The organism is Croceimicrobium sp., assembly GCF_965228705.1.
GTDB lineage: Bacteria > Bacteroidota > Bacteroidia > Flavobacteriales > Schleiferiaceae > Croceimicrobium.
Window position 1 is genome coordinate 3,484,244 of sequence record NZ_OZ245832.1, and the last position, 25,575, is coordinate 3,509,818.

General features: G+C 43.1%; 21 protein-coding genes and 1 tRNA gene. 8 read left to right on the plus strand and 14 right to left on the minus strand.

Translation table 11 applies throughout. The features are described 5' to 3' along the window. Nucleotides 1-25: 25 nt before the first annotated feature. Genes aat through ACO05P_RS15570 form a run of 4 tightly spaced genes read right to left on the minus strand, consistent with a single transcriptional unit; the run spans nucleotide 26 to nucleotide 3,374 of the window. On the minus strand, nucleotides 26-712 hold the full coding sequence (gene aat / locus ACO05P_RS15555; protein ID WP_421752269.1) for a leucyl/phenylalanyl-tRNA--protein transferase: 687 nt from the start codon (nucleotides 710-712) through the stop codon (nucleotides 26-28). Then, nucleotides 713-2,068, minus strand: a complete 1,356-nt coding sequence (locus tag ACO05P_RS15560) for a TIGR00366 family protein (protein ID WP_421752271.1) — start codon at nucleotides 2,066-2,068, stop codon at nucleotides 713-715. Between the two features lie 7 nt (nucleotides 2,069-2,075). Next, nucleotides 2,076-2,465, minus strand: coding sequence for a DUF3127 domain-containing protein (locus ACO05P_RS15565; RefSeq protein ID WP_421752273.1), 390 nt, complete (start codon nucleotides 2,463-2,465; stop codon nucleotides 2,076-2,078). Nucleotides 2,466-2,471: 6 nt separating this feature from the next. Further along, the gene (locus ACO05P_RS15570; RefSeq protein WP_421752275.1) at nucleotides 2,472-3,374 is read right to left on the minus strand and encodes a flavin reductase family protein; all 903 of its coding nucleotides are present in this window, start codon (nucleotides 3,372-3,374) and stop codon (nucleotides 2,472-2,474) included. A gap of 144 nt (nucleotides 3,375-3,518) precedes the next feature. Between ACO05P_RS15570 and ACO05P_RS15575 the strand changes: the two genes are divergently transcribed. After that, a tRNA-Leu gene (locus ACO05P_RS15575) sits at nucleotides 3,519-3,600 on the plus strand. A 45-nt stretch (nucleotides 3,601-3,645) separates the two neighbouring features. Here the strand turns inward: ACO05P_RS15575 and ACO05P_RS15580 are convergent. The 3 genes from ACO05P_RS15580 to ACO05P_RS15590 form a co-directional block, all read right to left on the minus strand. Continuing rightward, on the minus strand, nucleotides 3,646-5,004 hold the full coding sequence (locus ACO05P_RS15580) for a LamG-like jellyroll fold domain-containing protein (protein WP_421752276.1): 1,359 nt from the start codon (nucleotides 5,002-5,004) through the stop codon (nucleotides 3,646-3,648). A gap of 18 nt (nucleotides 5,005-5,022) precedes the next feature. Beyond that, nucleotides 5,023-5,787: an energy transducer TonB gene (locus ACO05P_RS15585; protein ID WP_421752278.1), complete on the minus strand. Its 765-nt coding sequence runs from the start codon at nucleotides 5,785-5,787 to the stop codon at nucleotides 5,023-5,025. Nucleotides 5,788-5,891: 104 nt separating this feature from the next. Further along, complete coding sequence (locus ACO05P_RS15590; protein ID WP_421752280.1) at nucleotides 5,892-11,330, minus strand: fibronectin type III domain-containing protein; 5,439 nt, start codon at nucleotides 11,328-11,330, stop codon at nucleotides 5,892-5,894. Nucleotides 11,331-11,627: 297 nt separating this feature from the next. Here ACO05P_RS15590 and ACO05P_RS15595 point away from each other — a divergent pair, with 297 nt between their 5' ends. From ACO05P_RS15595 to ACO05P_RS15610, 4 genes are all read left to right on the plus strand, one after another. Beyond that, nucleotides 11,628-12,290 carry a Crp/Fnr family transcriptional regulator gene (locus ACO05P_RS15595; protein WP_421752282.1) on the plus strand — a complete coding sequence of 221 codons (663 nt, stop codon included), beginning with the start codon at nucleotides 11,628-11,630 and terminating at the stop codon, nucleotides 12,288-12,290. A 63-nt stretch (nucleotides 12,291-12,353) separates the two neighbouring features. Further along, nucleotides 12,354-12,878 carry a cysteine dioxygenase gene (locus ACO05P_RS15600; protein WP_421752284.1) on the plus strand — a complete coding sequence of 175 codons (525 nt, stop codon included), beginning with the start codon at nucleotides 12,354-12,356 and terminating at the stop codon, nucleotides 12,876-12,878. Nucleotides 12,879-12,946: 68 nt separating this feature from the next. After that, nucleotides 12,947-13,252 (plus strand): rhodanese-like domain-containing protein, encoded by a 306-nt coding sequence (locus tag ACO05P_RS15605; RefSeq protein ID WP_421752286.1) that lies wholly within the window; start codon nucleotides 12,947-12,949, stop codon nucleotides 13,250-13,252. Between the two features lie 96 nt (nucleotides 13,253-13,348). Further along, entirely contained in the window at nucleotides 13,349-14,386 is a 1,038-nt protein-coding gene (locus tag ACO05P_RS15610; RefSeq protein ID WP_421752288.1) for a nucleoid-associated protein, read from the plus strand. Nucleotides 14,387-14,422: 36 nt separating this feature from the next. Here ACO05P_RS15610 and ACO05P_RS15615 read toward each other — a convergent pair whose 3' ends face one another. The 4 genes from ACO05P_RS15615 to ACO05P_RS15630 form a co-directional block, all read right to left on the minus strand. Continuing rightward, entirely contained in the window at nucleotides 14,423-16,648 is a 2,226-nt protein-coding gene (locus ACO05P_RS15615; protein ID WP_421752290.1) for a TonB-dependent receptor, read from the minus strand. Nucleotides 16,649-16,652: 4 nt separating this feature from the next. Beyond that, nucleotides 16,653-17,000 carry a heavy-metal-associated domain-containing protein gene (locus ACO05P_RS15620; RefSeq protein ID WP_421752292.1) on the minus strand — a complete coding sequence of 116 codons (348 nt, stop codon included), beginning with the start codon at nucleotides 16,998-17,000 and terminating at the stop codon, nucleotides 16,653-16,655. 52 nt (nucleotides 17,001-17,052) lie between these two features. Continuing rightward, nucleotides 17,053-17,484, minus strand: coding sequence for an HYC_CC_PP family protein (locus ACO05P_RS15625; protein ID WP_421752294.1), 432 nt, complete (start codon nucleotides 17,482-17,484; stop codon nucleotides 17,053-17,055). Between the two features lie 84 nt (nucleotides 17,485-17,568). After that, nucleotides 17,569-18,726 (minus strand): SPOR domain-containing protein, encoded by a 1,158-nt coding sequence (locus ACO05P_RS15630; protein WP_421752296.1) that lies wholly within the window; start codon nucleotides 18,724-18,726, stop codon nucleotides 17,569-17,571. Nucleotides 18,727-18,928: 202 nt separating this feature from the next. Between ACO05P_RS15630 and tig the strand changes: the two genes are divergently transcribed. The 3 genes from tig to clpX all read left to right on the plus strand — a co-directional run bounded on the left by tig (nucleotide 18,929) and on the right by clpX (nucleotide 22,373). Beyond that, nucleotides 18,929-20,269: a trigger factor gene (tig, locus tag ACO05P_RS15635; protein ID WP_421752298.1), complete on the plus strand. Its 1,341-nt coding sequence runs from the start codon at nucleotides 18,929-18,931 to the stop codon at nucleotides 20,267-20,269. Between the two features lie 84 nt (nucleotides 20,270-20,353). Further along, nucleotides 20,354-21,028: an ATP-dependent Clp endopeptidase proteolytic subunit ClpP gene (clpP, locus tag ACO05P_RS15640; protein WP_210757596.1), complete on the plus strand. Its 675-nt coding sequence runs from the start codon at nucleotides 20,354-20,356 to the stop codon at nucleotides 21,026-21,028. Nucleotides 21,029-21,116: 88 nt separating this feature from the next. After that, nucleotides 21,117-22,373 (plus strand): ATP-dependent Clp protease ATP-binding subunit ClpX, encoded by a 1,257-nt coding sequence (gene clpX / locus ACO05P_RS15645; protein WP_421752300.1) that lies wholly within the window; start codon nucleotides 21,117-21,119, stop codon nucleotides 22,371-22,373. Here the strand turns inward: clpX and ACO05P_RS15650 are convergent. The 3 genes from ACO05P_RS15650 to ACO05P_RS15660 form a co-directional block, all read right to left on the minus strand. Next, on the minus strand, nucleotides 22,370-22,861 hold the full coding sequence (locus ACO05P_RS15650; protein ID WP_421752302.1) for a dihydrofolate reductase: 492 nt from the start codon (nucleotides 22,859-22,861) through the stop codon (nucleotides 22,370-22,372). The two genes, clpX and ACO05P_RS15650, sit on opposite strands and share 4 nt — an antisense overlap. Before the next feature lie 80 nt (nucleotides 22,862-22,941). Then, on the minus strand, nucleotides 22,942-24,258 hold the full coding sequence (locus tag ACO05P_RS15655) for an energy transducer TonB (RefSeq protein ID WP_421752304.1): 1,317 nt from the start codon (nucleotides 24,256-24,258) through the stop codon (nucleotides 22,942-22,944). Nucleotides 24,259-24,283: 25 nt separating this feature from the next. Further along, nucleotides 24,284-25,573 carry an energy transducer TonB gene (locus ACO05P_RS15660; protein ID WP_421752306.1) on the minus strand — a complete coding sequence of 430 codons (1,290 nt, stop codon included), beginning with the start codon at nucleotides 25,571-25,573 and terminating at the stop codon, nucleotides 24,284-24,286. Between the last annotated feature and the right edge of the window lie 2 nt (nucleotides 25,574-25,575).

Sequence of the window (25,575 nt, forward strand, 5' to 3'; positions counted from 1 at the left end):
ATGAGCTGACCTATAAATTGTTCGCTTAGGAGAATATTTCTTCCCAATCCGGATATTCGCTACGGCAAAAATCCAATGCTTTTAAAAAGCTTTCCCGGCTAATGCGATAAGCTCCAAGACTGGCGAGATAGCTATTGTATATCTGGCAGTCGATTAAGGGAATGCCCCAGAAGTCGAGACGCTTACACAGTTCAATAAAGCAGATTTTACCGGCATTACTTTCCTTTGAGAACATCGATTCTCCGCTAAAACAAGCTCCGGTTGTAAGTCCGTAAAGTCCACCCACTAACTGATCATCTTGCCAGGCCTCAACACTAAAGGCTTTACCTTCGAGATGTAACTGCTTAAAGCTGGCAATATGCTCATCAGTAATCCAGGTACCTTCTTGTCCTGGTCGAACTACCGCTTTGCAGGCTTCTATAACGGAATTGAAATCCTTATTAAAGCTAATTTGAAAGCGCTGTTGGTTAAGGAGGTTTCGAGAGCTTTTGCTGATATGCACTTCTTTTGGCCTTAAAACCATACGTTCCAGGGGGCACCACCAAAGCAAATCGGACTCTGGTTCATTCCAGGGGAAAATACCTTGATTATAGGCTGCTTCCAATCGCTTGGGGCTAAGGTCGCCACCCACCGCAACTATGCCTTCATCAGGCTCCCAAAGATCGGGTGTAGGAAACCATAAGGACTGGTTGTCTAATTGGTAGATTGGCATTTAGAAAAGCATTAATACCCCTAAAAATACCACAGCGCCTAATAGCATCAAAAGCAAAGTGTAGGGAACAATTCTGCGCGCTTTTAAACCGGTGATACCCAGGAGGGGAAGTGCCCAGAAAGGCTGTAGCATATTGGTTAATTGATCACCATAAGCCATGGCCATAATCGCTTTTCCATAAGGGATTCCCAATGTTTGGGCGGTTTCCAGTAGTACTGGCCCCTGAATGGCCCATTGACCGCCTCCGCTGGGAACAAAAATATTGATGATACCAGCACTGAAGAATGTCCAAAGGGGAAAGCTAAAGGCACTACTATTGGCACTAAAATAATTACTCATGGCTTCAATTATGCCGCCGTCGCGCATTAAGCCCATAATGCCAAAGTACAAGGGGAATTGCAAGAGAATTCCAGACGCACCGTGAATGGCATCATCCAGAGCGTTTAGAAATTTTTGCAAACTTCCATGAAAGGCCAATCCTAAGGCCAGTAAGCTGAGGTTAATGAAATTAGGAGTAAGAAAGTTTAAGCCTTCACTGTTCCAGGCGCTTCGAAAGCCTATGAGCAGGATAACTAAACCTATCACTAAGCCGAACCAGGGCGAATGATCTAATTTTTCAGCACCTTTATGTTCACGGCTTTCAATGCTACTATTTTGAGCTTGGATGTGCTCTTTTTGACCCGGAGCTTTGCGAGCCAGCCAATACATTAATAGCGGGATAAGAACCAGGAGAATTAAACTGGCGCTTCCATTCATTGGGCTGAAAATGGTTTCTTCCCAGCCTATACGTTCGGGCATTTGAATAGTCTCACTGTGGACTAAACTTTGTACATGTCCGGGCTCGGTTGCCTTAATGGGGGCACTGCCGCTAATTCCACCATGCCAAACCATTAAGCCACTATAACCCGCGGCTCCCAAAAGCCCATAATTGAAAACCTGTCCGCGGGCACTAAAATTTTCTGCAGCCTTGCGGGCCATTACGGCACCAAAAACCAGAGCCAGACCCCAGTTTACAAAGGCCAGACTTAAGGTGAAAAAACTAATTAAGGCAGTGTTTTTAGCCGGATCACGACTAAGTGAAAGGATCCAATCGACGAAGAGGGTTACCGGTTTTGCTAAGGCTAGGGTATGACCTAAAACCAAGATCAACATCATTTGAACCATGAATACCAGCAGGGGACCGTTCCACAGTCCCTCTTGCCAGTAATCAATAGAGTTTCCCAATCGGGAGAGCCAGGGCCCATCGGCGTAAAGCCAATATAGGCCGAAGCTGAAAATTGTAAGTAAAAGAGCTATCGCAAAGGGCGAGGGTAAAAGAAAACGAAATATTTTCTCGAAGCGCTTTGCGAAACTCATAGGCTATTTAAAAAGGTAGATCGTCGTCGTCTTCCTCATAGGGGGTCATGCTGGGAGGAGTCCCGAAATCGGTGCTTGGAGCTGCTCCACCTTGAGGGGCTGGGTTAGAAGGAGCAGGAGCCGGATTACTCTTCTCAATTCTCCATCCTTGAATGGTATTGAAATACTTTACTTCACCTTGAGGAGAGGTCCATTCACGACCACGGAGGTTAATGCCGATAGTCACTTTTTCACCTTCACGAACACTGTCGAGGAGATCGGTTTTATCTTGAACAAATTCGATAGAGATATGCTGTGGGTACTGCTCTTCGGTAGTTACTACCACTTCTCTTTTCTTAAAACTGGCACTGATCTGTTGGGTGCCGCCAACGCGTTTTACGATTCCGCTTACTTCCATTCTGTATTAAACTCTGTTTAATTTATCGCAAAGCAAAGCTTTCCAAGCTTCACTCACTTCATTGATATTTAATAATTCTTTTGCATACTGGTGAAGAAGCTCACGGGCTTCCATACCATTGTCTGATTCTTCAAAGATGCTGCGAATGCGACTACCTTTAGCAAATTCTTCTAATTCAGCATCATTGGGCAGGCGTTCTACATTACCTAGTTTACCCAGATCATTGCCATCCAGGAAAATACTCTTACGAATACGATCCGGAATTTGATCCACTCCAATGCCTAAGGTGGCAAGGGGCTTTTCTACTTCGAACATGGATTCGTGATTAGCACGGCAATACCAATTGGCTCCCATACGGGCTACCAAATCCAATTTGGTGCTGTCTGTTAATCCGGCTTCGTTTAAAACCGATTCATCTACATGCATGCGAAGCACTTCGCAGATGATCATGTTTCCCGCACCACCATTTTCACCTAAGCTAATAATTTCATTCACCTTACACTCGAATTGTACCGGAGATTCCTTCACCCGAAAGGGTTTTACAATGTCGGATTCAATTGGAGTTAAACCGGCCTTTTTGAACTCATCTACCCCAGTGGCGTATTCGGTAGAGGCCAGAGACATCTGTTGAACAAGGTCAAAATTTACCACATTGATCACTACCTCTTTGGTCGCTTGAGCATTGTGGAGGGTATCTTTAGTGGTATTATTTCGAACCCTTCGGGAGGGTGAAAAGACTAAAATTGGAGGATTGCTTCCAAATACATTAAAAAAGCTAAAGGGACTAAGATTGGGCTTACCATCCTGATCCACAGTGCTTGCAAATGCAATGGGACGCGGCCCTACAGCGGCCAATAAATGACCATGTGCTTCCTTCGATGGGAGCTCATTCAGATCAAATGATTTCATAGTTAAAATCTAAAGTGGCAAAAGTAACTATTTCAAAGCGGCTCTTCCGGTATAAACGTTACCGAAGCGTTTATTTCCAAACTAGATTTTTTTTAGACAGAGAAAGGCAAAATTTATATATTTGCCGCCCCTGAAACGGGAAATGCGGGCGTGGTGGAATTGGTAGACACGCTAGACTTAGGATCTAGTGCCGCGAGGTGTGGGAGTTCGAGTCTCCCCGCCCGCACCGTAAAAGAAAAGGCTTGGTTCAATCGAATCAAGCCTTTTTTCTTTAATGTCTTATGTGTAATCTCCTTTGAATGCTTTGGTTTGAGCCTTCTAGTTTGAGCAGATAAATCCCATCAGGCATTTGGCCCAGGCTTATTTCACTGTGTCCATTTAGATTTAAGTCGCCACTACGGATCTGTCTCCCTTGTAAATCGAGTAGATAATAGCGATGGTAATCTCCTGCTTTGGCGCTGATCTGAACCTTGCTATGAGCGGGGTTGGGGTAAACTTGAATTTCGGAATCTTCAAATCTTTGGAGTCCAACATTGCTTACCAGTATGCAAGCCGAGGTATCAACACAGCCGTTTAAACTTACCTCCACGGCATAATTTCCATTTTGCACAAAGGTGAAGACTTTGCCAGTTGCGCCACTAATTTTACTGTAATTGTTATTGCAGTTTAACCATTGGAATTGAGCATTGGAGTCCGATTCTAAGGCTTCTAATTGATTAGCTGATATGCGGTTGGCTGCCGAATTAAGATTGGTGACATTTAAGTTTAGGTCTATAATGGTATCACAGCCGGAAGCAGAATTAATCGTGTCTTGATAATGACCGCTTGTACTATAGGTTATACCATTTGGCGCGGTGTAAGGTCCGCAAGAATTAATGCTCAAGGCTAAATTAAGCCCGGCACCCTGTACAGGTGATGCGATAAAGTTAGACCCGGTACCTGCCAAAGCGAAGTTTTGGAGGCTGCCATTATTGCCATTGGCTGAACGATCAATTATTCCGCTAATGGCGCTATTGTTCGCTAATGCAGTTCCATCATTACATTTATAATAAGCCACCAAATTGTTTGGCGAAATACAATATTCACTGCTGTCTTTTAAGGCCAATTGGCTTGGGTTCAAAGCGGTGTTCCAAACTCGGATTTCATCAATATCCCCGTCAAAGTAATTCACACCATCTACACGGCGCCCAATCACAAAGCTGCCGGAACTGGTATTTACTCCACTAAGAGTTCCACTGGTATCTAAAACTCCATCCACGTATAAGCTCACTAATCCTGATTTATAAGTAGCGGCCACATGGTGCCAGCTTCCATCATTAACGGCAGTATTTCCGCTTAATCCAGAACCACCAATTTCCAAACGGATGGCATTGTTCCAGAGCAGGCAAAATGTAAAGCGGGTGCCGGTGGTCATACTGCCCCAGTTTACTAATACCTTTTGACCACCCTGGCCTGGTATGGAGTTGGCCGTAGTGCGAATCCAGGCTTCAATGGTTCGCTCACCGGATCCCGTGATTCCCGAATAATTGCTGGTAATATGATCATCTGTGCCATCCAGGTTAAGAGCGGCTTGGGCCGATGTAATTTGATGAATCAGTAAAAGACTGAATAAGGCGTATAGTTTTCTCATAAACCTGGACTCTTAAAATTATTCTTTTAATTCAATTTTGATAGGTACCACAAAGCTCATTCGAACCGCTTTCCCGCGTTGCTTGGCGGGTTCAATTTGGGGAAGACCGGAAATTACTCGAATCGCTTCATTATCCAAATAGGGGTCTACGCTACGCAATACCTGCACATTGGAAACCTGACCATTTTTCTCTACCACAAAACTTACTATTACCCGACCTTCAATTTTAAGTCGGCGGGCCGTTTCGCTGTACACAAAGTTTTGACTTACGTACTGAAGCAATTGCGTTTGGAAACAAGTCTTTCGTTCATCATTCGTTTCGAAGCTCTCGCAACCTGGGAAAATGGGGACTGTTTCTACTACTGCGAAGGGAATAGGGTCTTCCAATTCTTCTAAATCTTCGGCTTCTTCGCCCACTATTTCTACTTCTCCTTCCACATATCGAACATCTTGATTTTCAGAAATAAGATATTCATCTTCATCGGTTTCTGTGGCGCTCATATCCAGCTCATTATCCACTACTGTATTGTCATCAACAACATTGAGTTCACTGGGAAGCTCTTTTGGTTGCTCCACCTTAACTGTCTTGGGAGGCCTTACGGTGATGGGAATAACTATATCATCGCCATCCACTACAATTTGCTCCGGTTTTTCAATTTCGGGTTCCGAAAAGTTGATGTTAAAGAGTTGAATGACAATAAATAATGAAAGGGCGACACCCGCTAATAAAAAGTGAGTGCGGTATTTTTCGAGGTCTATTTTTGGATTTTTTTTATTCTGCATCCCTATATCAGAGTTTGGTAGCAATTTACATTTTTAAAGATTTGTGCAGGGTGAGGGAGGCTTCATAAGCATAAAAAAAAGCCGGCAAAAAGCCGGCTTCATTTTTATTCTTTTATCAGAGGATAGTGCAGTTCTCCGAATGGACCCTGGATGACTAAATGATAGTATCCGGGAACCAAGGCACCTAGGTCTATGGCCTCTTTTAGTTCTTCACTTTTAATTCTACGTATCAATTGTCCGGTACTGTTGTATAACAATAAATCATCCGGGCTTTTTGCCTCTTCCGGCCATTCAATTCTTAAATAGCGTTGTACCGGATTGGGATAGACATGCGGGTCAGGAACTTCACTGGCATCTAGCCCCAGCTGATTGAGCTTGAAACTTCGGGTAGAGCTGCCGCAGACCCCATTAATTGTGAGGGTAACTTTATAAAACAGTCCGGGGGTACTGTAAATGTGAATGGGCATGGGCCCGGTTCCGGTGTTGCCATCACCAAAGTCCCAACTATAGGAGGTAGCTCCGGTGGAAAGTGTTCCATCAAATTGAATACGTAATCCCGAGTTAATCGGACTGAGTACGGTGTAGGTCCAGTCTGCCCTAGGTGGATCACAAGCTTCGACTCTACGCGTATTACGAACGGTATCACCGCAATTATTCCAACTAACCAGAGTTACGAATTTATCGAGAGTGTCTGAGTAAAACGCGGAGGCTGTGCTGCCAGTAGCACTGGTACCATTGCCTAAATCCCAGGAATAGCCGCTGGCATTGTTCCCCGGATCTGCGGTAAAATTAGTACTGTCTGTACTTTGCGTCCAATTAAAATTGGCTCTTAGAGTATCGCAAACCTCCAGGACCTGAACGATGGTGTCGCTATTCCCGCAAATATTGGAGGCAATGAGCGTTACCGAATAAGTTCCAGGATTGGAATAGAAATACACCGGGTTTGTGAGTGCACTGCTGTCGCCATTTCCGAAATACCATTTCAAACTATCCGCATTTGTGGCGCTGGAGGTAAAATTCCGGCGGAGGAATCGACTGGTATAAGTGAAATTAGCCGTAACGCTATCGCAAACCAATGTGGAAAGGGTGTCGATTAAGCTGGCGCTAATGGTGGTGGTGCAGCTGTCAAATAGCTCAATAACATATTGACTACTTGAGTTGAGATTATTAATGGAGTAAGGGCTGCTTACATTCGGTACCACGGTAGCGCTGCCAATTCCCAATGCAGCATCGTACCAACGCAAAGTAGTAACCGAGTTTCCGGTATTGCTGTTTTGCCAGCTAAAGCTCAGGCTGGTATAGCCCTGGTTTTGCACCTGCAAATTATATGGTACTCCGCAAGAGGGTCCACTCGAGCGAACAGATACATCATCTACCGCAATATCACCCTGACCACCACTGGAAACCGCTCGGAACACTACTTCAATGGTATCGCCAACATAGGCGCTTAAGTCAAGTGAGTCTTCTTTCCAGGCCGCGCCATTGCTAAACTGTTGCTGACCTGTCCAGGTGCGTAGAGTGATATTATTGCCATTGTTCCGGGTGTTAATCTGCACCTTAAGAGAGCTAATATTATTACCGAACATATGGTAGCTATAATAAAGCTTAGGGGTAGAAGTGTTTACTAAGGCTATTTCGGGACTGGTCATTAGTGCCGGGTTGGCACTGGTGCTGAAGTCACTTTCGAAATAGATATAGTTTCCGGAGCCCATAGCGTCTTCTTGTGGCCCGGTTGCGAAGCTTGGAGTGGTTCCGGCGCCTACACCCCATTTGTCATTGCTGGTTTGACGGTTTCGGGTCCAACAGGGACTGATCTGATCATTGGTGTTGAAGAAGCCAATTCCCTCTTGCCATGGGGTGTTGTCAAAGTTCTCATTAAAGGGTAATGATGATACACCACAAGCGGTATTGCCAATAAATGGACCTTCCCACCAGCTTACATCGTTGCTGCCACAGCTGTCGCGTACAAAGATTTCGTAATTGGTATTTGGGTTTAAGCCATTCAAAACAAAAGGTTTACTGCTTACCGATACCAGATTAAAGGCACCGGTGGATCCGCTCGGGCGGTATTGGATTTGCCAATTTGTTGCACCACCACTTGTCCAATCTAGAGTAAGGGTGGTTTGGGTATTGGCTGTTTGTTGAATATTGGTAGGATTGGGGCAGGTAGGCGTGTTGTCAATTCGAATATCATCTATGGCCATGCTGGCTCTAAATGCCGTGCCGTTAGAGCGGAAAGCTCTAAATCGAATTTGGATGGTATCTCCAATATAAGAGCTTAAACTAATAACCCTCTCTAGCCAGGCTGCACTGGCTGCAGTTTGTTGTTGGCCACTAATCGTATTTACATTAGACCATCCTGAGCCGGTATTTACGGCTACTACCAGTTTATCGATGTCCTGGCCAAACATATGATACCAGAAACGCAATTCCGGAGTGCTTAACGTGTCCAGGCTTATCAATGGCGTAAACAGATCGGTACTTAAGTAGCTGTTAAATCCACCTTGTCGTAGTGAATACGCGTAAAATCCATTTCCAGTGGTGTGGTCTGCATCGGGACCGGTATTAAAGCCATCACTCGCACCTTGATTGCCTCGCCAAAAATAGGTAGTGGTATCGGTTCTCGACCAACAAGGATCAATATTTCCGGGGTCATTAAATACGGTGGGGTCGTTCCAAAGTCCGTTTTCAAAATCCTCGAAATAAGGGGCTATGCTTACTGTACAAGCGGTACGACCTTGTACAAAGCTCGACCAAAAACTAACATTCCCCAAACCACAACTATCTCTTACAATAAATTGATAGGGGGTATTTGGAGTCAAGCCATTTAATACAAAGGGATTGCTGCTGGCATTTACCAGTGTTCCACTGCCCGCTGAAAAGCCGGGAGCACCATATTCTATTTGCCAATCGGTAGCGCCACCTGTTGTCCAACTTAGGGTAATGCTGTTTGAGCCCACTGCTGTGATGCTTAAATTACTGGGCTGTGGGCAAGTAGGTTGCTCATCGATTCGAAAGTCGTCTACTCCTATGGGTGCCTGGTTGCTAAAAGGTGAATTTCGATAGCCAATGATGCGAACAGAGATAGTGTCATTCGCAAAGTTGGCTAAAGAAACAATTGCTTCGGCCCAGGGATCGCTACTGGCGGTTTGTTGCTGTCCGCTAATGCTCCACACATGTTGATAGCCGCTACCATTATTTACTTCAACTCCTAAAGAGTCGACTCCCTGACCAAACATATGGTACCAAAAGCGCAATTCGGGGCTAGTTAAAGGACTTAGGTCCACCAAGGGAGATTCCACTGCAGTTCCGGTTACCTGGCCTAGTCCAATGGTAAATACTGCTTGCGTAAAAATGTATTGTCCGGATCCGGTGGTATGATCTGCATTGGGTCCTGAGTTAAATGTCCCGGGAGGCCCGTCTTCCACCGACCATTGGTAATTAACAGCGGTATCCTTAGACCAACAGCTGTTTAAAGTACCTGGGGAGTTAAATGCCCCGGGAATAAAATCGGTGCCATCGAAGTTTTCGAAATAGGGTGCTGCTATTGCATTGCATTCGGTTTGAATACGCAAAGGACCGGTCCACACGGAAACATCGCCAGGACCGCAACTGTCTCGAACATAAATGTCATAAGTGGTATTGGCTGTAAGGCCGGATAAACTAAAGGGATTGGAGCCTGCATTGACTATGGTTCCGGAATTGGCTGCAGTGCCGGGAGCACCATAGGAGATGTTCCAATTGCTGGCCCCACCAGTAGTCCAGCCTAAATTAGCTGAGGTGGTTCCTACACTAATGGCAGCCAGGTTTTGAGGACGTGGACAACTAGGTGCCTCGTCAATAGTTATATCGTCAATACTAATGTCGGCAGCAAAGCCATTGGCTGAACGAAAACCTACAAAACGCAATTGAATGGTGTCGTTGAGGTATGCACCCAAAGGTGCAATTACTTCTTTCCAGCTTTGGGACTTACTGGTTTGTTGCTGTCCGCTTTGGGTGTTTAATAGCTGAAAGGCACCGCCGTTGGAAATATAAACTTTAAGCTGATTGATATTTGCTCCAAACATGTGCACATAGAATTTTAATTCAGGCGCACTTAAGCCATTGAGGTCGATCAAAGGGCTTTGAAGAATTGTAGAGTCTGAACTTCCTCCGGCAATTACCTCAGTGTACATAAACTGCGCACTGCCGGTGGTGTGATCTCCGGTGGGACCGGTATTGGTTGGGCTAAATAGCGGAGGTCCGGTTTTCCAGGCGTAAATTAAGATGGGCGAACGTTGCCAGCAGTTGTTAATATTACCCAAGCCATTAAAAGTTGGGCTGGTTACAAAACCATTGGCATCGAAATTTTCCGAATAGGGAGTAGCAATTGGATTACAGGCAGTACGAAAAGCAATGGGGCCAAACCAGTCTGATACATCACCGGGGCCGCAGCTATCGCGTACATAAACTTGATAGTTGGTATTGGCTGTTAAACCGGTTAAACTGCCAGGGTTGGAATTTTGAGCGACAATAGTGCCGCTATTCGGAGAAAAGCCCGGCGTACCGTAACTTAACTCCCAGTCGCTTGCACCGCCACTAGTCCAGGAGAATTGTGCAGAATTGAAACTGGCAAAAACAAGTTGTAGATTGGAAGGTTTTGGGCAACTGGGTGCTTCTTCTATGCTCACATCATCAATACAGATCGCATTTTGGAATCCTACTGATTGTTCCACCGATCTAAACAAAATGCGAACCGTGTCATTCGCGTAGGCGCTAAGGTTCAGAATGCTTTCTTTCCAGGCATCGGTATTTGAATTTTGCTGTTGACCACTTATGGTTTGCAATAAGGTGTAGTTTAGGCCAAAATCAGTACTGATATAGACTTTAAGCTTTTCAATGTCGGCTCCAAACATATGGTACCAAAAGCTCATTTGTGGATTGTTTAAGGTGCCTAAATCGAAAAGTGGAGAAACAAAATCAGCAGAATCTGAAGTATTGATCGGAAAACTGATTTGATCAATCTGGATATACTTACCATTTCCGGATTTGTCATTATCAGCACCGGTAAAATTGCTAACGAAGGGGGGAGGGCCAGGTTTCCAAATATAACCGCTAACCGCATTTCGCTGCCAACAGTCATTGATAGTCCCAGCAGTGTTTGTGGCACCTACCGTCCATGCAGCTCCATTGAAATTTGATGTAAACGGAGGGTTTACCACGGCACAACTGGTTCCGGCGCTTAAGAACGCCGGCCAAGGATTAGTACCCGAAGTACACTGCTCTCTAATTTGCACTACATAGGTCGTATTGGCACTAAGGCCATTAATGGTGAGGGGTTTGCTGCTGGAAGTATTCACTGTGGCGGTGACCAAACTGCCACCTTGCACCACAAAGCGGTATTCGAAGGTGCCAGCAGTAGTGTTGTCCCAGTCGATAGTAATAAAATCCGGACCATAGGCAACTAAGCTCAAATTAGTGGGCGTATTGCACTGTCCTTGAAGATTCAAACTAAGGAAGCTGATAATCAGGGTTAGTAAGAAGGGGCGTAATTTTCCTTTCATTAGAATCTACATCTTGGGTTCTTCGTTACTAAAATAGCGTTGTTTCCTGATAATCTGCTAATTCCGAGGATCAAATTGATTAAAAGTGTGGTTTGAATGAGTAGCTGATTTGGCTATTACAGGGATTTGGTTTTTTTAGGGATTTTGAAAGCAGAAAAAGCAGAAATGCCACCTGTTATCGTCAACTTCCGGAATGCAGAATATTGAGCTTTGACATCAGTTAATAGCTTAAATTCATCGCCTCCTTCGTAAATTAGCAGGCCTTTCAAAATTTGGCAAACAAGAGCAAGAAATAGCATGGCAGAAAATCAGGAAACCCAGCAAAGTATAAAGGAAGTCTTAAAACAGAACTTCCCGGTTTTTCACAATGACCAATTGCTGGAACGAATTGCAAAGGAGGCGCGGGTTTTTCATAATGAAGAAGAAACCGTTGTGGTGGATTTGGGTGATTTTCCAAAATGGATTCCTTTGGTAATAAAGGGAGCAATAAAAATTAGTCGTGCTGATTCTGAGGGAGGAGAGATTTTCCTCTATTACCTCTATCCGGGGCAAACATGTGCCATGACTTTAAATTGCTGTATGGTGGATAAACCCAGCGAGGTGCGAGCTATTGCTGAAGCGGGATCAGAATTCATTGGTTTACCGCGAAAAGCACTGCCGCAATGGATGCTCGAATTTGAAGAATGGCGTCAGTTTACCTTGGAGTCTTATAATGAGCGTTACGAAAACCTACTGGCAACCATAGATGCCATTGCTTTTCAGAAATTAGACGAAAGATTAATAGGGCTTTTACGGGATAAAAGTATCGCTTTAGGTAGTACCTCAGTTGAGGTTACTCACAAGCGCTTAGCCGAAGAGCTTCATTCTTCACGGGAGGTTATATCCCGTTTACTCAAGCAGTTGGAAAAAATTGGTAAGGTTCGATTAATGCGGAATAAAGTGGAGCTTCTCGACTTTTAAGTGATAAATATCATACTTTAATTGGGGTCTATAGTTTACATTGATCTTCGATATTGAAGTAAAATGGAAACTATAAAATCGGTTGAAAGACTTCGCTATAATCTGACTTTGGGCCCGGGATACGGAGGTTATAGCGAGCTGCTGAAAGCAGTCGATTTAAGCGAAGAAGCCCTGCAGCCTTATCTGCATTTCGATCCCCATTCCTATCAAAGAGTTCGGCTTTATGATACGAATGTAGTTGAAGCGGTTCTCACCTGTTGGGAGCCAGGACAAATTGGTCAAATTCACGACTTTCACAATTCTCTAGGTTGGTTCAAAGTATTGCAAGGTGCTATTGAAATTGAGCACTTCAATTTGGAAAAGGGCGAACCTAAACTCCGTTTTAGTTATGATTACCCCGGTGGTTCTCAGGGTTTTTTGAATGATGATCTCGGATTTCATCGTTTTAAGAATACCTCTCAAGTACGTACCGTGATATTGCATTTCTATGCGGATAAAATTCGCCACTGGGAGGTGTATAATGAAGCTTCCCATAAAGTGGAGGATCGTCAGGCATCGGTTCATTATAACTATGATAAACCTGCCTAGGTCGTGATGGCAGTCACCCTTTAATTTTACATTTAGTGCTTGCTTTGCCAGCCTAATAAAAACACATTATGGGATTATTTTCATTTCTCACGAAAAAGGGTGATAAAATACAAGACTTTAAAAGCCGCGGCGCGGTTATTATTGATGTACGCAGTAAAGAAGAGTTTCGAGGAGGCCATATCAAGAATGCCAAGAATATGCCTTTACCCGGATTGTCTTCTAAGCTTGCTGAGATTAAAAAGTTGGACAAACCCGTAATTTTCTGTTGTGCCTCAGGAATGCGCAGCGGACAGGCTACTGCTATGATGAAAAGCCAGGGGATCGAATGTATGAATGGCGGTGGCTGGATGAGTCTGCAAAGACATTGGAGTTAGTTTTCCGAGTTCAATATTTCTTTAAGGCCTCCTATTTAGGGGGGCTTGCTGTTTTAAGGCCTAAGTATTCAATATTTTTGGAGAAGATTAGATAGCATGTTCGAAAAGACTTTAAGCAATTTGGAGCACCTGGCGGTGCATATAGTAGGCAATAAAAGCAAAGAAGAAGAGCTGGTGTTAAGTGCCTCTGAAAGTGGCTTGGATCAGCCTACCATTAATATCATTTGGCACTATTTGCAAAGTGCTTTTCGCGATCTAGATTTTTATCGCTTTCACCACCCTAGTGGCTTAGAGTTTAATTCGGTTTTTCAAGTAGCAAGATCGCTCTTTAATAATCCCGAAAGTTTCTTGTCCGCTTCTCAAAAGGTGGCGCAACTTTTATACGATGTATCGGATCATCCACAGGTACGCTCCGGGGAATTATTAGTCATTTACTTTAGTCATCTACGTCATGCTCAGGTAGAAGGCCCTGCACTGGCTCTTTTCAAATCTGAAAAGAAACAGCCCTTTTTATTTACCGAAGAGGAGGCGCAGAATATTGAGCTTTATAGCTATCAGGGTATCAATCCTTCTAAAGTGGATAAGGCGGCCCTAATCTTTGCACAGGAGGAATCCGAAGGATTTCAGGTAATGGCCGTAGACAATATTAATAAAGGAGAAGAGGCTAAATTCTGGTTTGAGCAATTCTTGCGTATCCAAATGCGTTCCACAGAATTTACTAAGACTTCGGAGATCATTAAAGTGACCAAAAGTTTTATCGATCAGGATTTGGGTGATGAAACGCCATTGGAGAAAACCGAGAGTATGGAATACATTGGGCGCTCTAAGGATTATTTCGAACTCGAGGAGGAGTACAACCCAGAATCGTATAGCAAGCAGGTTTTCGAAGATGAGGCCGTGGCAGATCGCTTTCGCGAATATGTGCGCAGCCGCGATTTACAAAATTTAGAATTAGATGAGAATTTTGCCGTTTCCGAGCAAGCGGTAAAAAAGAAGGGGCGCGTGTTTAAAAGCGTTATTAAACTGGATAAGAATTTTCACATTTACGTTCACGGAGATCGCTCCAAGATTGAGAAAGGAGTGGATGAAGATGGGCGACAGTTCTATAAATTGTATTACGAAGAAGAGAATTAAAAAGGAAGGCCCTGTAAGTACAAGGCCTTCACTTTTTTAAGGAAGTCGATAATATAAGCCCGCGTAGATATTGCGCCCAAAAATGGGTCCCCAAACAAAATTACTGTCAAAGTAATTCGAATAAGGTTGTGTCGCATTAACAATGGGGTTCTCCTGTTTGTAATTTAAGAGGTTATCAACCCCGGCAAAGAATTCAAACTGACGCCAAACTTTATTAATCTGAAGGTTGACCGTGAAATAATCCGGTGACCATTCTTTTTGCTGGAATTCTACCGGACTCAATGTCGTATTAGGCTGACGTTTTTGACCAAACCAGTTTACCGTGACATCGAACTTCCATTCCTTTTTAGTTGAATAAGCCAGGTTTAAAAAGGCTCGATGAAGTGGAATCTGGTAGCTTAAATCCAGACCTTCTAAAAAGTTGTCCTGACTATTCAGGTATTTATATGCCAATCGGATGTCAAAACTTTTACCCAAACTGTAATCCATTTGGCTCAACAAGGACCATGACTGGGAACCACTGCGATTTAAGATATAAGCCTTTAGGGGATCGTAATCCAGATCCATCACTAATTTGCTTTCAAACCAGGTATAGAAAAGATCGGTATTCCACCGCAGGATATTGTCGCCAAGGATAATATTCTGACTCCAGCTAAATCCTCCATTCCAGGCGATTTCCGGAAAGCGATAACTATCTACAAATTGCAGATCCCGGGATGAGGCTAATGCTGAACTGCTTTCGGCCAAACGATTAGGGCTGCGCTGCCCTCGCCCACCACTTAAACGAAAGGTGGTGTTTGGAGATAGCTGATAACGAGCCTGTAGCCGGGGGCTAATGTAGAGCTGCTTAAAAAAGCTGTTATAATCGGTTCGAACTCCAGCTACCAGGCTAAAGTCATCCGCAGGCTCATAGCTGTATTCAAAATAGGCACCGGGCACAATTTCTGTGCGTTGATGCTGGTACAAACTACTGTCTTTGTTAAGGAGGTAAAGCTCCTCATTTACCTGATCAGCATTTAAGGAAATACCAGTTTTGAACTGATGCTCGAGATTCCCGATATAATCATGTAGTATGGTATTTAGATAGAAATTACCCTGATGTAATTTCGTTCCTCGATTGCCATAAGTGCTGTTTCGCTCTTGATAACTGCCATTGTAAATGATGCCAATACTGCGCAGTTCTTTATCAGGAAAAAGATATCCGTTTTTTCCGAAGAAGCCGTAGCGTTTCTCACGACTGCTAAAAGCCCAGCCAAAAGGATCGGAATTTTCCAGGGCTGTCATTTGTCCTCCTTCCCTTAGATCATCAACTAGAATCAGTCCGAACTGACCTTCCCAGTTTTGATTCAGTTTATAATGGATACGATGCAGGGCATTAAACTGTCTGCCCATGGTGAGATCAGCAAACTGGTCACCATTGCGATCTTGCGCATAAGGTACACTGCTGAAGTGAAGCATCGTGCTGTTATGGGCTTTGGCAGGATCGCTCCAACTATCGCGAATAAGGGCATTGATTTCATTGCGACCACCGGTATTGCCAAAGGCATTTATAAGAAGGCGAGGGGCATTTTCGGGTTTATAGTATTCCACATTAATTTGCCCAGTAATGCTTTCATAACCGTTTAATACTGAGCTCAGTCCTTTGGTAACTTGGATGCTTTCTATGAAAGGACCGGGTACATAAGACAGGCCGTTTAAGGAATTGAGTCCACGGGCGAAAGGAACATTCTCCCTTTGAATCAAAGCATATTTCCCGGCCAAGCCCAGCATTTCGATTTGCTTGGTGCCGGTAATTCCATCATTAAAGGAAACGTCAATGCTGGCATTAGTTTCAAAGCTTTCTGAAAGATTACAACAGGCTGCTTTACGCAGTTCTTTATTGTTGATCTCAAAATGCAAACCAGCCGCTTTGGCATTCACCTGAGTAGCCAGGGCTTCACCGGTTACTGTAACTCCATCCAGTTCTGTAGATTCTGGGACCAAAACGAAATTGGTGCTGCCTTTGCGGGAGATAATAACTTTAGATAGGCTCTGGTAGCCTGTGAAGCTAGCCACCAGGGTGTTGTGTCCGGCTACTTTTTCGAGGCTGAAATAGCCCTGATTATTAGTGGTTGTCCCGGTAGAAGTTCCTTCCCAATATACCGCAGCATTTGGTGCGGGTACTTGCTGATCGTCTTCATAGAGGTAAACATATCCCTCAATTTGGGCCATAAGGCTATAGGCACTCCAGAGGAGAAGTGCCAAAAGTAAACTAATACGCATCTGATTATTGCTTCTTATGGGAATTGTTAGGATCCCGATAATAACAACAAGGAGCTAAACTATAGTAGCTGGAATCGCTGGCCGTCTTGAACTCTGTGTCGTAACCCGAAGCAACTACGGCGTCATTGATCTTCTCGAGATCGGCTATAGCTGGATCGAATTTTAATTTCAATTCCAGGGATTCCAAATTCCACTCGGCAAAGCTAACGCCTTCAATCTTAGCCGCTTTTTCGATGGTGTTTTTACACATGCCACATACTCCGTTAACAACGATGGTTGTATCGGTACTGGACTGTGCATGTAAGCTTAATCCGCTTAATAATAGGGTGATAATTAAAATGCTATTTTTCATGATTTAGGATTTTTTGACTATTAATTTTTAAAGGACGAGTTAATAGTCAATCCTAAATTTGATAGCGCTGGATTTGAGCTCGAAATTTTCGTGAAAGATTTAGATCTGGAGGACCAGGAATATTAGCCTCAGCAAGATCATATTCTGAGTGGTTCCAAACGAGAACCAAGGTTTCTTGATGATCAAATTGCCATGGTGAGTCTAGAATGAGCTGACTGGACTTCTGCTCTTGATTAAGGGTGTCAACAGGGCAGATTTGAATCCATTCATTGCGGCAGCAATCTTTATCTGACCATGAACTTTGTTCTTCGGGGGCTTGGCAGTCAACCTCCTCCATAAAGGCCATTTCACAAGAATCCTTGGCAAAGTAAAAATATTCGTCTACCAATAAATCCATGCAGAAATGGCGGCTGAGCGAAAAGCCCATGCCTGCCCATAGGAGCGATGGAATTAGGAGCAGAGCAAATATTTTGCGGAATCTCATCTTACAAAATTATCATCTTAAATTGAGAATACAAAAAAAGCCCGACAGGCGGGCTCTTAATTTTATGGGATGTGATTCAGTGACTTAGAACTTCGCGATCCAGGCATCTGAATAATACTGACGAGCTTCTTGGGCAGCTTTCTTAGCCGCGTCGAGGCTTTCACTTGATTTGTATATAACGCGGTAGGTGTCCAGCTTTTCGATATAAGCAATCATCATTTCGCTTTTATCCAGTTTAGTGCGATCAATAAAACGCTGCGCACCAGCTTGACTAGGAGCGGATACTACCACTACGCGATAGCGAATGGGTCCCAACTCTGCATTAGTAGCGCCAGAGGATTGGTCTGTGCTACTTTCGCGAACAACCATGCGTTCTCCTTTGCCAGGTTTCACTTCTTTAGTTACTACCACAGGATTGGCTTTTAGGCTGTCGAGCTCGGAGCGCATCATTTCCAATTGCATATCCTTCTCTTGGTTACTCATTTCCAAACGAGCTACCTTTTCATTATTACGATTAGCCTGGGCAGCAAAGGCATCACTGCTATCAGCTTTCATTTGTAGAGCTTGGAATTTTTTAGGGTCTACTTCAATTTTAGATTCATCCTTATCCGATTTCAAGTAGAAAGTTACCCCTGCAGTTACATAACCATAGGTATCAAACGAATTGGGATCATAAGCATCTACCCAGGGCTGGAAAAATAGTAAGCGATGAGCATAGCCGATATTTATATCCATCTTTTTATTGATTGGGATGCCAGCATTGGCACCGCCTAGAATAAATGTTTGAACAGAAAAGGCATCTCCTGATACTCCGGCATTGGGCACTTCCACCAATCGATTACGAGTAGTAATGTCGTAGAGGTAAGAATTCATCATTCCGGCTCCAATTCCGATCCGGGCATTTAATTTAAAGTTATTGCTTACCGGGCCAAAAATATGCAGGAGGTTATACTCATAAGAGAGGCTACCTTCATAAGAGTTGGCCTGGAAATAGGAGGTGGCATTGTTGCCATTAAATTGCCCGGCCATAAGATCACCGCGCAAGCGAGAAGCTTTATCGAATTGATAACCAATACCTGCATTAATTCCCAGATTGGGCTTGTAACCAGGGTAGGTGTTCTGGTTGAGCTCTACAAAAGGAATACCTAAGCCAAATTCAATGTTGGCAGAAAATTTATTCTGAGCATTTAGGCTCAGACTTGCCAGAAACGCTAAGGTGAAAAGGCTAGTAATTTTTTTCATAAAGCGAGGTAATTAATAATAAATACTTTATCCAATTTCCCGTAAAAATAGCACAATTAATGATTTGCGATTTTTTTTCATCTCAAAAATGCTAAATCCGGATCGTTAATAAATCGAATCCTTGGCTCTTGCATTTCCCAACTAAGGAATAATGTCTACTTTTGCGCTCCCTTTTTAAGAACATACTGAATAGAAGGAATTTATGAAGGTTAATGTCCAAAAGATAGATGACTTGAATGCCGTACTGACAGTGGCTATCGAGGAATCAGATTACCGTGAAAAGGTAGATAAGACTTTAAAGGATTACCGCAAAAAGGCAAACATTCCAGGATTCCGTCCGGGGCATGTGCCTGCTGGTTTGATCAGAAAGCAGTTTGGAAAGTCGGTTTTGATCGAAGAAATCAACCACATTCTTCAGCATGCGGTATACGATCATATTCAAGAAGAAAAGCTGGATATTCTGGGTAACCCTATGCCGGTTGAGCAAGATAATATCGACTGGGAAGGACAGAAGGATTTTCAATTTGATTACGAATTGGGTCTGGCACCAGAATTTGAATTAAAGCTGAATGCCCGCACAAAGATTCCTTTTAATAAGGTAATCGCTGATGATGAGATGATCGATCGCTATGTGACGGATTATGCCCGTCGTTTTGGCACGATGTCTTATCCTGAAACTGTAGAGGAGAACGCAATTCTTAAAGCCAAATTTGTTGAGGTTGATAAAAAAGACCAGGCAGTAGAAGGCGGAATTGAAGCCGAAAGTACCATCGCCCTTGAGGCCCTTACTGATAAAGCAGCCAAAACTGTATTAGGTAAGAAAGTGGGTGATAAAGTAGTTCTAGCTAAAAAGGATTTTAAAGATGATTTCCGTTTAGCAGGTGTGTTGAAAGTAGAAGATGAGGTATTGGAAAATTCCAGCTACCGCTTCGAGCTTGAGATCACTGAATTGAGCAAATTGGATCCGGCCGAATTGAACCAGGAGCTTTTTGATAAAGTGTTTGGTGAAGGTGCCGTGAGCAACGAAGAGGAATTCCGTGCGCGTATTAAAGCGGATGCTGAGCGAGTATTTGTAGGAGATTCGGATCGTAAGTTCTATCAGGATGTTCGTGATAAACTTTTAGATAAGTACAAATTCGAATTGCCTGACTTGTTCTTAAAAAAGTGGATGAAGACGGCCACTGAAGAACCCATGTCGGAAGAGGAGATTGAAGAAAAATTCCCTCAAATGAAAGATGATATGCGTTGGCAAATTATCGAGAACCGCGTGATTCGAGAGAACGATATCAAGGTTGAGCACGAAGAAATGGTGGAGTATACCAAACAAATGGTTCTTCAGCAGATGGCTCAGTACGGTCAGTTCCCTGAAGGAATGGACTTAGATAAAATTGCACATAATGTATTGGGTAACCGCGAGGAAGCTCAACGCATTAATGATCAGTTATTCCAACAAAAATTGATGCAATTCTTTAAAGATACCTTCAAGCTGGATGAGCAAGAGGTGACTTATGGAGAATTTGTTAAATCTTTCTACGGGAATTAACTGCAATCCTGTCATAAAACAAAAAAAGGCTCGATCATTGTCGAGCCTTTTTTTGTTAATATTATCTCCCTTAAAACGTAACTAATGGATTTCGGAAAAGAATTTATGCAATACGCGGTTAAGGATCAAGGTTTAAACTCCATGCATGTGGGGAATTACCTTCAATCTTCCTTAACTCCCTACATTATTGAAGAACGTCAGATGAATGTGGCCCAGATGGATGTGTTCTCACGTCTGATGATGGACCGTATCATCTTTTTGGGTACCGGTATCAATGACCAAGTAGCCAATATTGTACAAGCTCAGTTGCTCTTCTTAGAATCAGCAGACTCAACCAAAGACATTCAGATTTACCTGAATAGCCCTGGTGGATCGGTATATGCTGGTTTAGGGATTTACGATACCATGCAATTGGTGAAGCCTGATGTGGCTACCATTTGTACGGGTATGGCAGCTTCCATGGGAGCGGTATTATTATGTGCTGGTGCCGATGGCAAACGTTCCGCCTTAAAACACAGCCGAGTAATGATTCACCAGCCCATGAGTGGTGCCCAAGGTCAGGCCTCCGATATGGAGATCGCCGTGAAAGAGGTTTTGAAGATGAAGAAAGAACTTTATCAGATTATCTCGAATCACAGTGGTAAGGACTTTGAAAAAGTTGAAAAGGACTCTGATCGTGATTACTGGATGAATTCTCAAGAAGCGAAGGATTACGGTATGATCGATGAGGTATTGGATACCAAACGTAAGCCCGCATAAAAACGTTTCTCTAGTAAGAGTCAATCAATTGGAATCCGTTTCAGTCTGCTCTGAAACGGATTCCGTATTTTTGCACTAGAATTAGACTATGAGTTCCAGTAATAAAGAAAGTTTAAGTTGTTCATTTTGTGGGCGTGAGAAGAAGGACACTAATGTTCTGATCGCCGGAATTAATGGACATATCTGTGACCATTGTATTCGCCAGGCCTATGGTATTGTGGTGGAGGAAATGGACATGAAAGAGCGCAAGGAACTCAGTCGTTCCATGCGAATCGTTAAGCCCAGAGAGATTAAGAAATTCCTCGATCAATATGTAATTGGTCAGGATGAAGCCAAGCGTATCCTTTCTGTGGCAGTATATAATCACTATAAACGCTTAAGCGCTGATAAAAGCGAGCTGAAGGAAGACGCCATCGAAATTGATAAATCCAATATCATGATGGTTGGTGAAACCGGTACTGGTAAAACCCTTCTGGCGCGCACCATCGCTAAAATGTTAAACGTTCCCTTTACCATTGTGGATGCCACGGTATTAACCGAAGCCGGCTATGTGGGTGAGGATGTGGAAAGTATTTTAACGCGCTTATTGCAAGCGTCCAATTACGATCAAAAAGCAGCAGAGCGCGGGATTATCTTTATTGATGAGATCGACAAAATTGCCCGTAAGAGTGATAACCCTTCCATTACCCGCGACGTGAGTGGAGAGGGTGTTCAACAGGCCCTTTTGAAATTATTGGAAGGAACCAAGGTTAATGTGCCCCCTCAAGGTGGACGTAAGCATCCAGATCAGAAATTTATTGAAGTAGATACTCGCAATATCCTTTTCATTGCCGGTGGAGCCTTTGATGGCATTCAACGCAATATTGCCAATCGCCTTAATACGCAATCTGTAGGTTTCCATTCGTCTAAGGATCGTGAAGCTTTGGATAAGAATAATATGCTGCAGTATGTGGCGCCTCAGGATTTGAAAAGCTTTGGCTTGATCCCTGAGTTAATTGGTCGGATTCCGGTATTAACGCATTTGAATCCTCTGGATGCGGATGCCTTAAAACTGATTTTAACCGAGCCAAAGAATGCCATTATCAAGCAGTACGAAGAATTACTGCGTATGGACGATATCAGCCTTGATTTTAAAGAAGAGGCTATCGACTATGTAGTAGATAAAGCCATGGAGTTTAAATTAGGTGCACGGGGATTGCGTTCGATTATCGAAACCATCCTAACCGATGCAATGTTTGAATTACCAGGAGAGGTTGAGCAAAATCACGAATTGGTAGTAGATCAAGCCTATGCTAAGAAACGCATCGATAAAATGTCGATGAATGCCTTAAAGGCTGTTAGTTAGAGCTTGATTTTTTTATAAGTCTGAAATTCAAAGGGGTGGGCGTGTTTATCGTCCGCCTCTTTTTTTTCGCCTCGGGCTAGCTTCCAAACGTCCGAATCGAATTCGGGGAAATAAGTATCGCCTTCGTAATCGGCCTTAATTAAGGTGAGTTCAATGGTTTTCGCAAAAGGCAAAGCTTGTTTATAGATCTCCGCACCACCCACGATAAAAGGTTGATTATCCTCTTTTGCTAGTTCTATGGCCGATTCCATACTGGAAGCCATTAAGCAGCCTTCCGCTTTATAGTCGGCTTGTCTGGTGATCACAATATTCTTGCGATTGGGTAAAGGGCGGCCCAGGCTCTCGTAGGTTTTGCGGCCCATAATGATAGCATGGCCACTGGTCAGTTTTTTAAAACGCTTTAGGTCTTCCGGGAAATGCCAAATCAAATCATTGTCTTTGCCAATTACTCGATTTTGAGCCATGGCGGCAATAAGAGTTAGATTCATAATCCCGGTGTTTCTGTGTTAAAAATTATGGAGCCGAATTCTCGTTGCGGCGAAGATAGAGGATAATAGAATTATAGATTCTAATTCAACCTTACGTTGATGGGTAATGTGAAATTGATTCTTACCGGTTTGTTTTTTTGTAGAGCAGGTTTCATCGTTGGTATTTCGGAAACAACTCGAATGGCCTCTATATCCAACAGGGGATCAGTTTTAACTAAAACCTGAATGGTTCCGACTTCTCCGGATTTCTCAATTGAAAAATCGACATAAGCTCTACCTTGAATCTTTTTCCGCCGTGCTTTCAAAGGGTAGTCAAACTCCTTGGAGACATATTTCATGATTTGATATTGAAAGCAAGTCTTTAAAACCTCGTTTGCCCATGTTGAATCACAACCTTTGAAAACAGGGATTCTTTCAATTTCGGCCAGTGACTCCGAAGTTTGGTCGCTATCCTTTATTGTTTCCATAGACTGCTTGTGTTCGAAACGTTCAAGGGTCCACATCCGTTGCGGAATATTTCCTGAAGTGAACTCGTTCTCTAAGTAGGCCAATAGCAGTTTGTTGTAGGGGGAAAGTCGACTTAAGGTATCAATAAATGGCAGATTGTGAAATGGATCTATGGCTCTTCGAAGCTGAGACCAGTTTTCATTTTTGATATAAACTCCGTAGCGTTGATCGAAGTAGGAGTTGGCTTCGCTACTATCACTTAGGCCCAAGTGCTGGTAGTGATAAAAATAATCACCCGCTTTTGCCAGACTTTTCTTTTTAAAGTTTCGATCATCAAAAAGCGGGAATTGCTGTAGTGCATCAAATGCGCGCTTATTGATTAATGGAGCCCGAGTGATATAGACTCGATATAGAGTTCCTTCGCGGTAGTACAAAGATGCCGTGAAATCATCTTCAAAAGTCTCTAGTTCTAAAGCTTGGTCCATCTCATAGGAGATGAAGTATTTCGCACAAGCTAATTGGGCCTCTTCATTAAACTTACTGCACTCTTTAGCTTCTGGGAAGTGGATGGTCTTATTAAGGTATGGAATAGATGAATCTGAATTATCATCACCTTGCTTATAGTGCAAATGAAACTCTTTCCCCGCTTCCATTTCTGCCGTATTAATCTGCTCTTTTAGAGCATTAGCATAAACACTGATTGCGTCTTCATTAATCCAGGCAAAGGATTTCAAGGTTTTAATTTGCCCATCAGCCTCAAGCTTAAAATCAAAGCTAAGGCTGTCATTGTATTCAAATCCGTATTGGGCATAAATCTGAGCTTCTACTTCAGCCATAATGGCAAAATAGCGCTCCTGACTGCATTCCGGGTCAGAACATCCTTTGAATGGAATTACCTGAGCTTGGGATAGAAAGGCCAGGAATAAAAGGGGCAGGAAATGAATCTTCATTACACTAATTTACCTCTTTAGCCTTTTATTGCAATCTTGCATTTATAGGTAGAACAAAACCCATTGGTGTTATTTTACCGCTTGGTATAGAAGAACTAAAATTTGGTAGTAATGATATCACCCTTATACCTTCTATGTCTAATAATGGAAAGGATTTCTTATTTACTTCGATAGTAGAAATCGAACCATCTTCTTCAATTTGGAATTCCACATAAATTCTTCCCCCCTGGCCGTTTTGTTTGCAAATTTCAGGGAATTCAAAATTTTGTCCAATGAATCCCATAATACCTCTTTGAAAGCAAATTTTTTGTTCATCAAGCTCCAGATTAGGATCGCAACCAGAGTAAATCGGGATACTTATATTTTCCTCAGTAGAATCATTAAGCTCCATTATTTGTCGCACAGTCCACATACGAGAAGGGATATTACCTTTTTGTAATTCAGCTTCAAGGTAGTCTAGTAAAGCGATACTGTATTTATTATTTGAAGACAGTGTGTCGATTTCCGGAATTTGATGATGGGGGTCAATAGCTAATCGCATCTGCGCCCATAATTGGTTCTTAACGTAAAAGCCATAGTTAGTTTGGATATAAGCTTTGAGCTTCCGTGGAACTAACTGAAAGGGGTGAGAGTACTTTATATGATATTCGCCCGCTCCACGCAAACTGTGCTTATTAAAGTTCACCGTATCGTACACCGGGAAACCTTGAAAGGTTTTTAAAACATTTTTATTTGAAATGGGAGCTCGACTAATAAATACGCTCTGTAGTCTTCCTTTACTATAATGTAATTCTACTTCCAATTCATCTTCAGGTATAGTAATCTTAGTGGCTTCATCCAATTGATAAGAGATCACATATTTTGCACAGCCCAATTGGGCCTTTCGATTGAATTGACTGCAGGCATTAGCAGTTGGAAATGCGCTGTTGATATCAATTTCGGGAGCTGATAGCTCGGTGGAATTGAATTCTTGGTTCCAGTGTAATTGAAATTCTTGTCCTGGATTGAGCGCGGCGCTATCGGCCAGGCTTTTCAAGGCCCTAAAATATCGGATGGGAGCCTCTTCGTTTATCCAGGCAAAGGATTTTTTTAATTGAAGCTGAACGTTTTCATCAACTTTTATGCTAAGGCTTATGCTGTCATTGTATTTAAAACCTGTTCCTTGATAAATACTAGAAGCAACGCTGTTCATTATAGCCTGATAGCGTTCAAGGCTACAGCTGTCATCAGCACAGCCCTTAATGGGAAATACCTGAGCTTGGCTCAAGCTTTGAAGAACGATACTTAGCAGGCAGATTAATAAGGGTTTTTTCATGC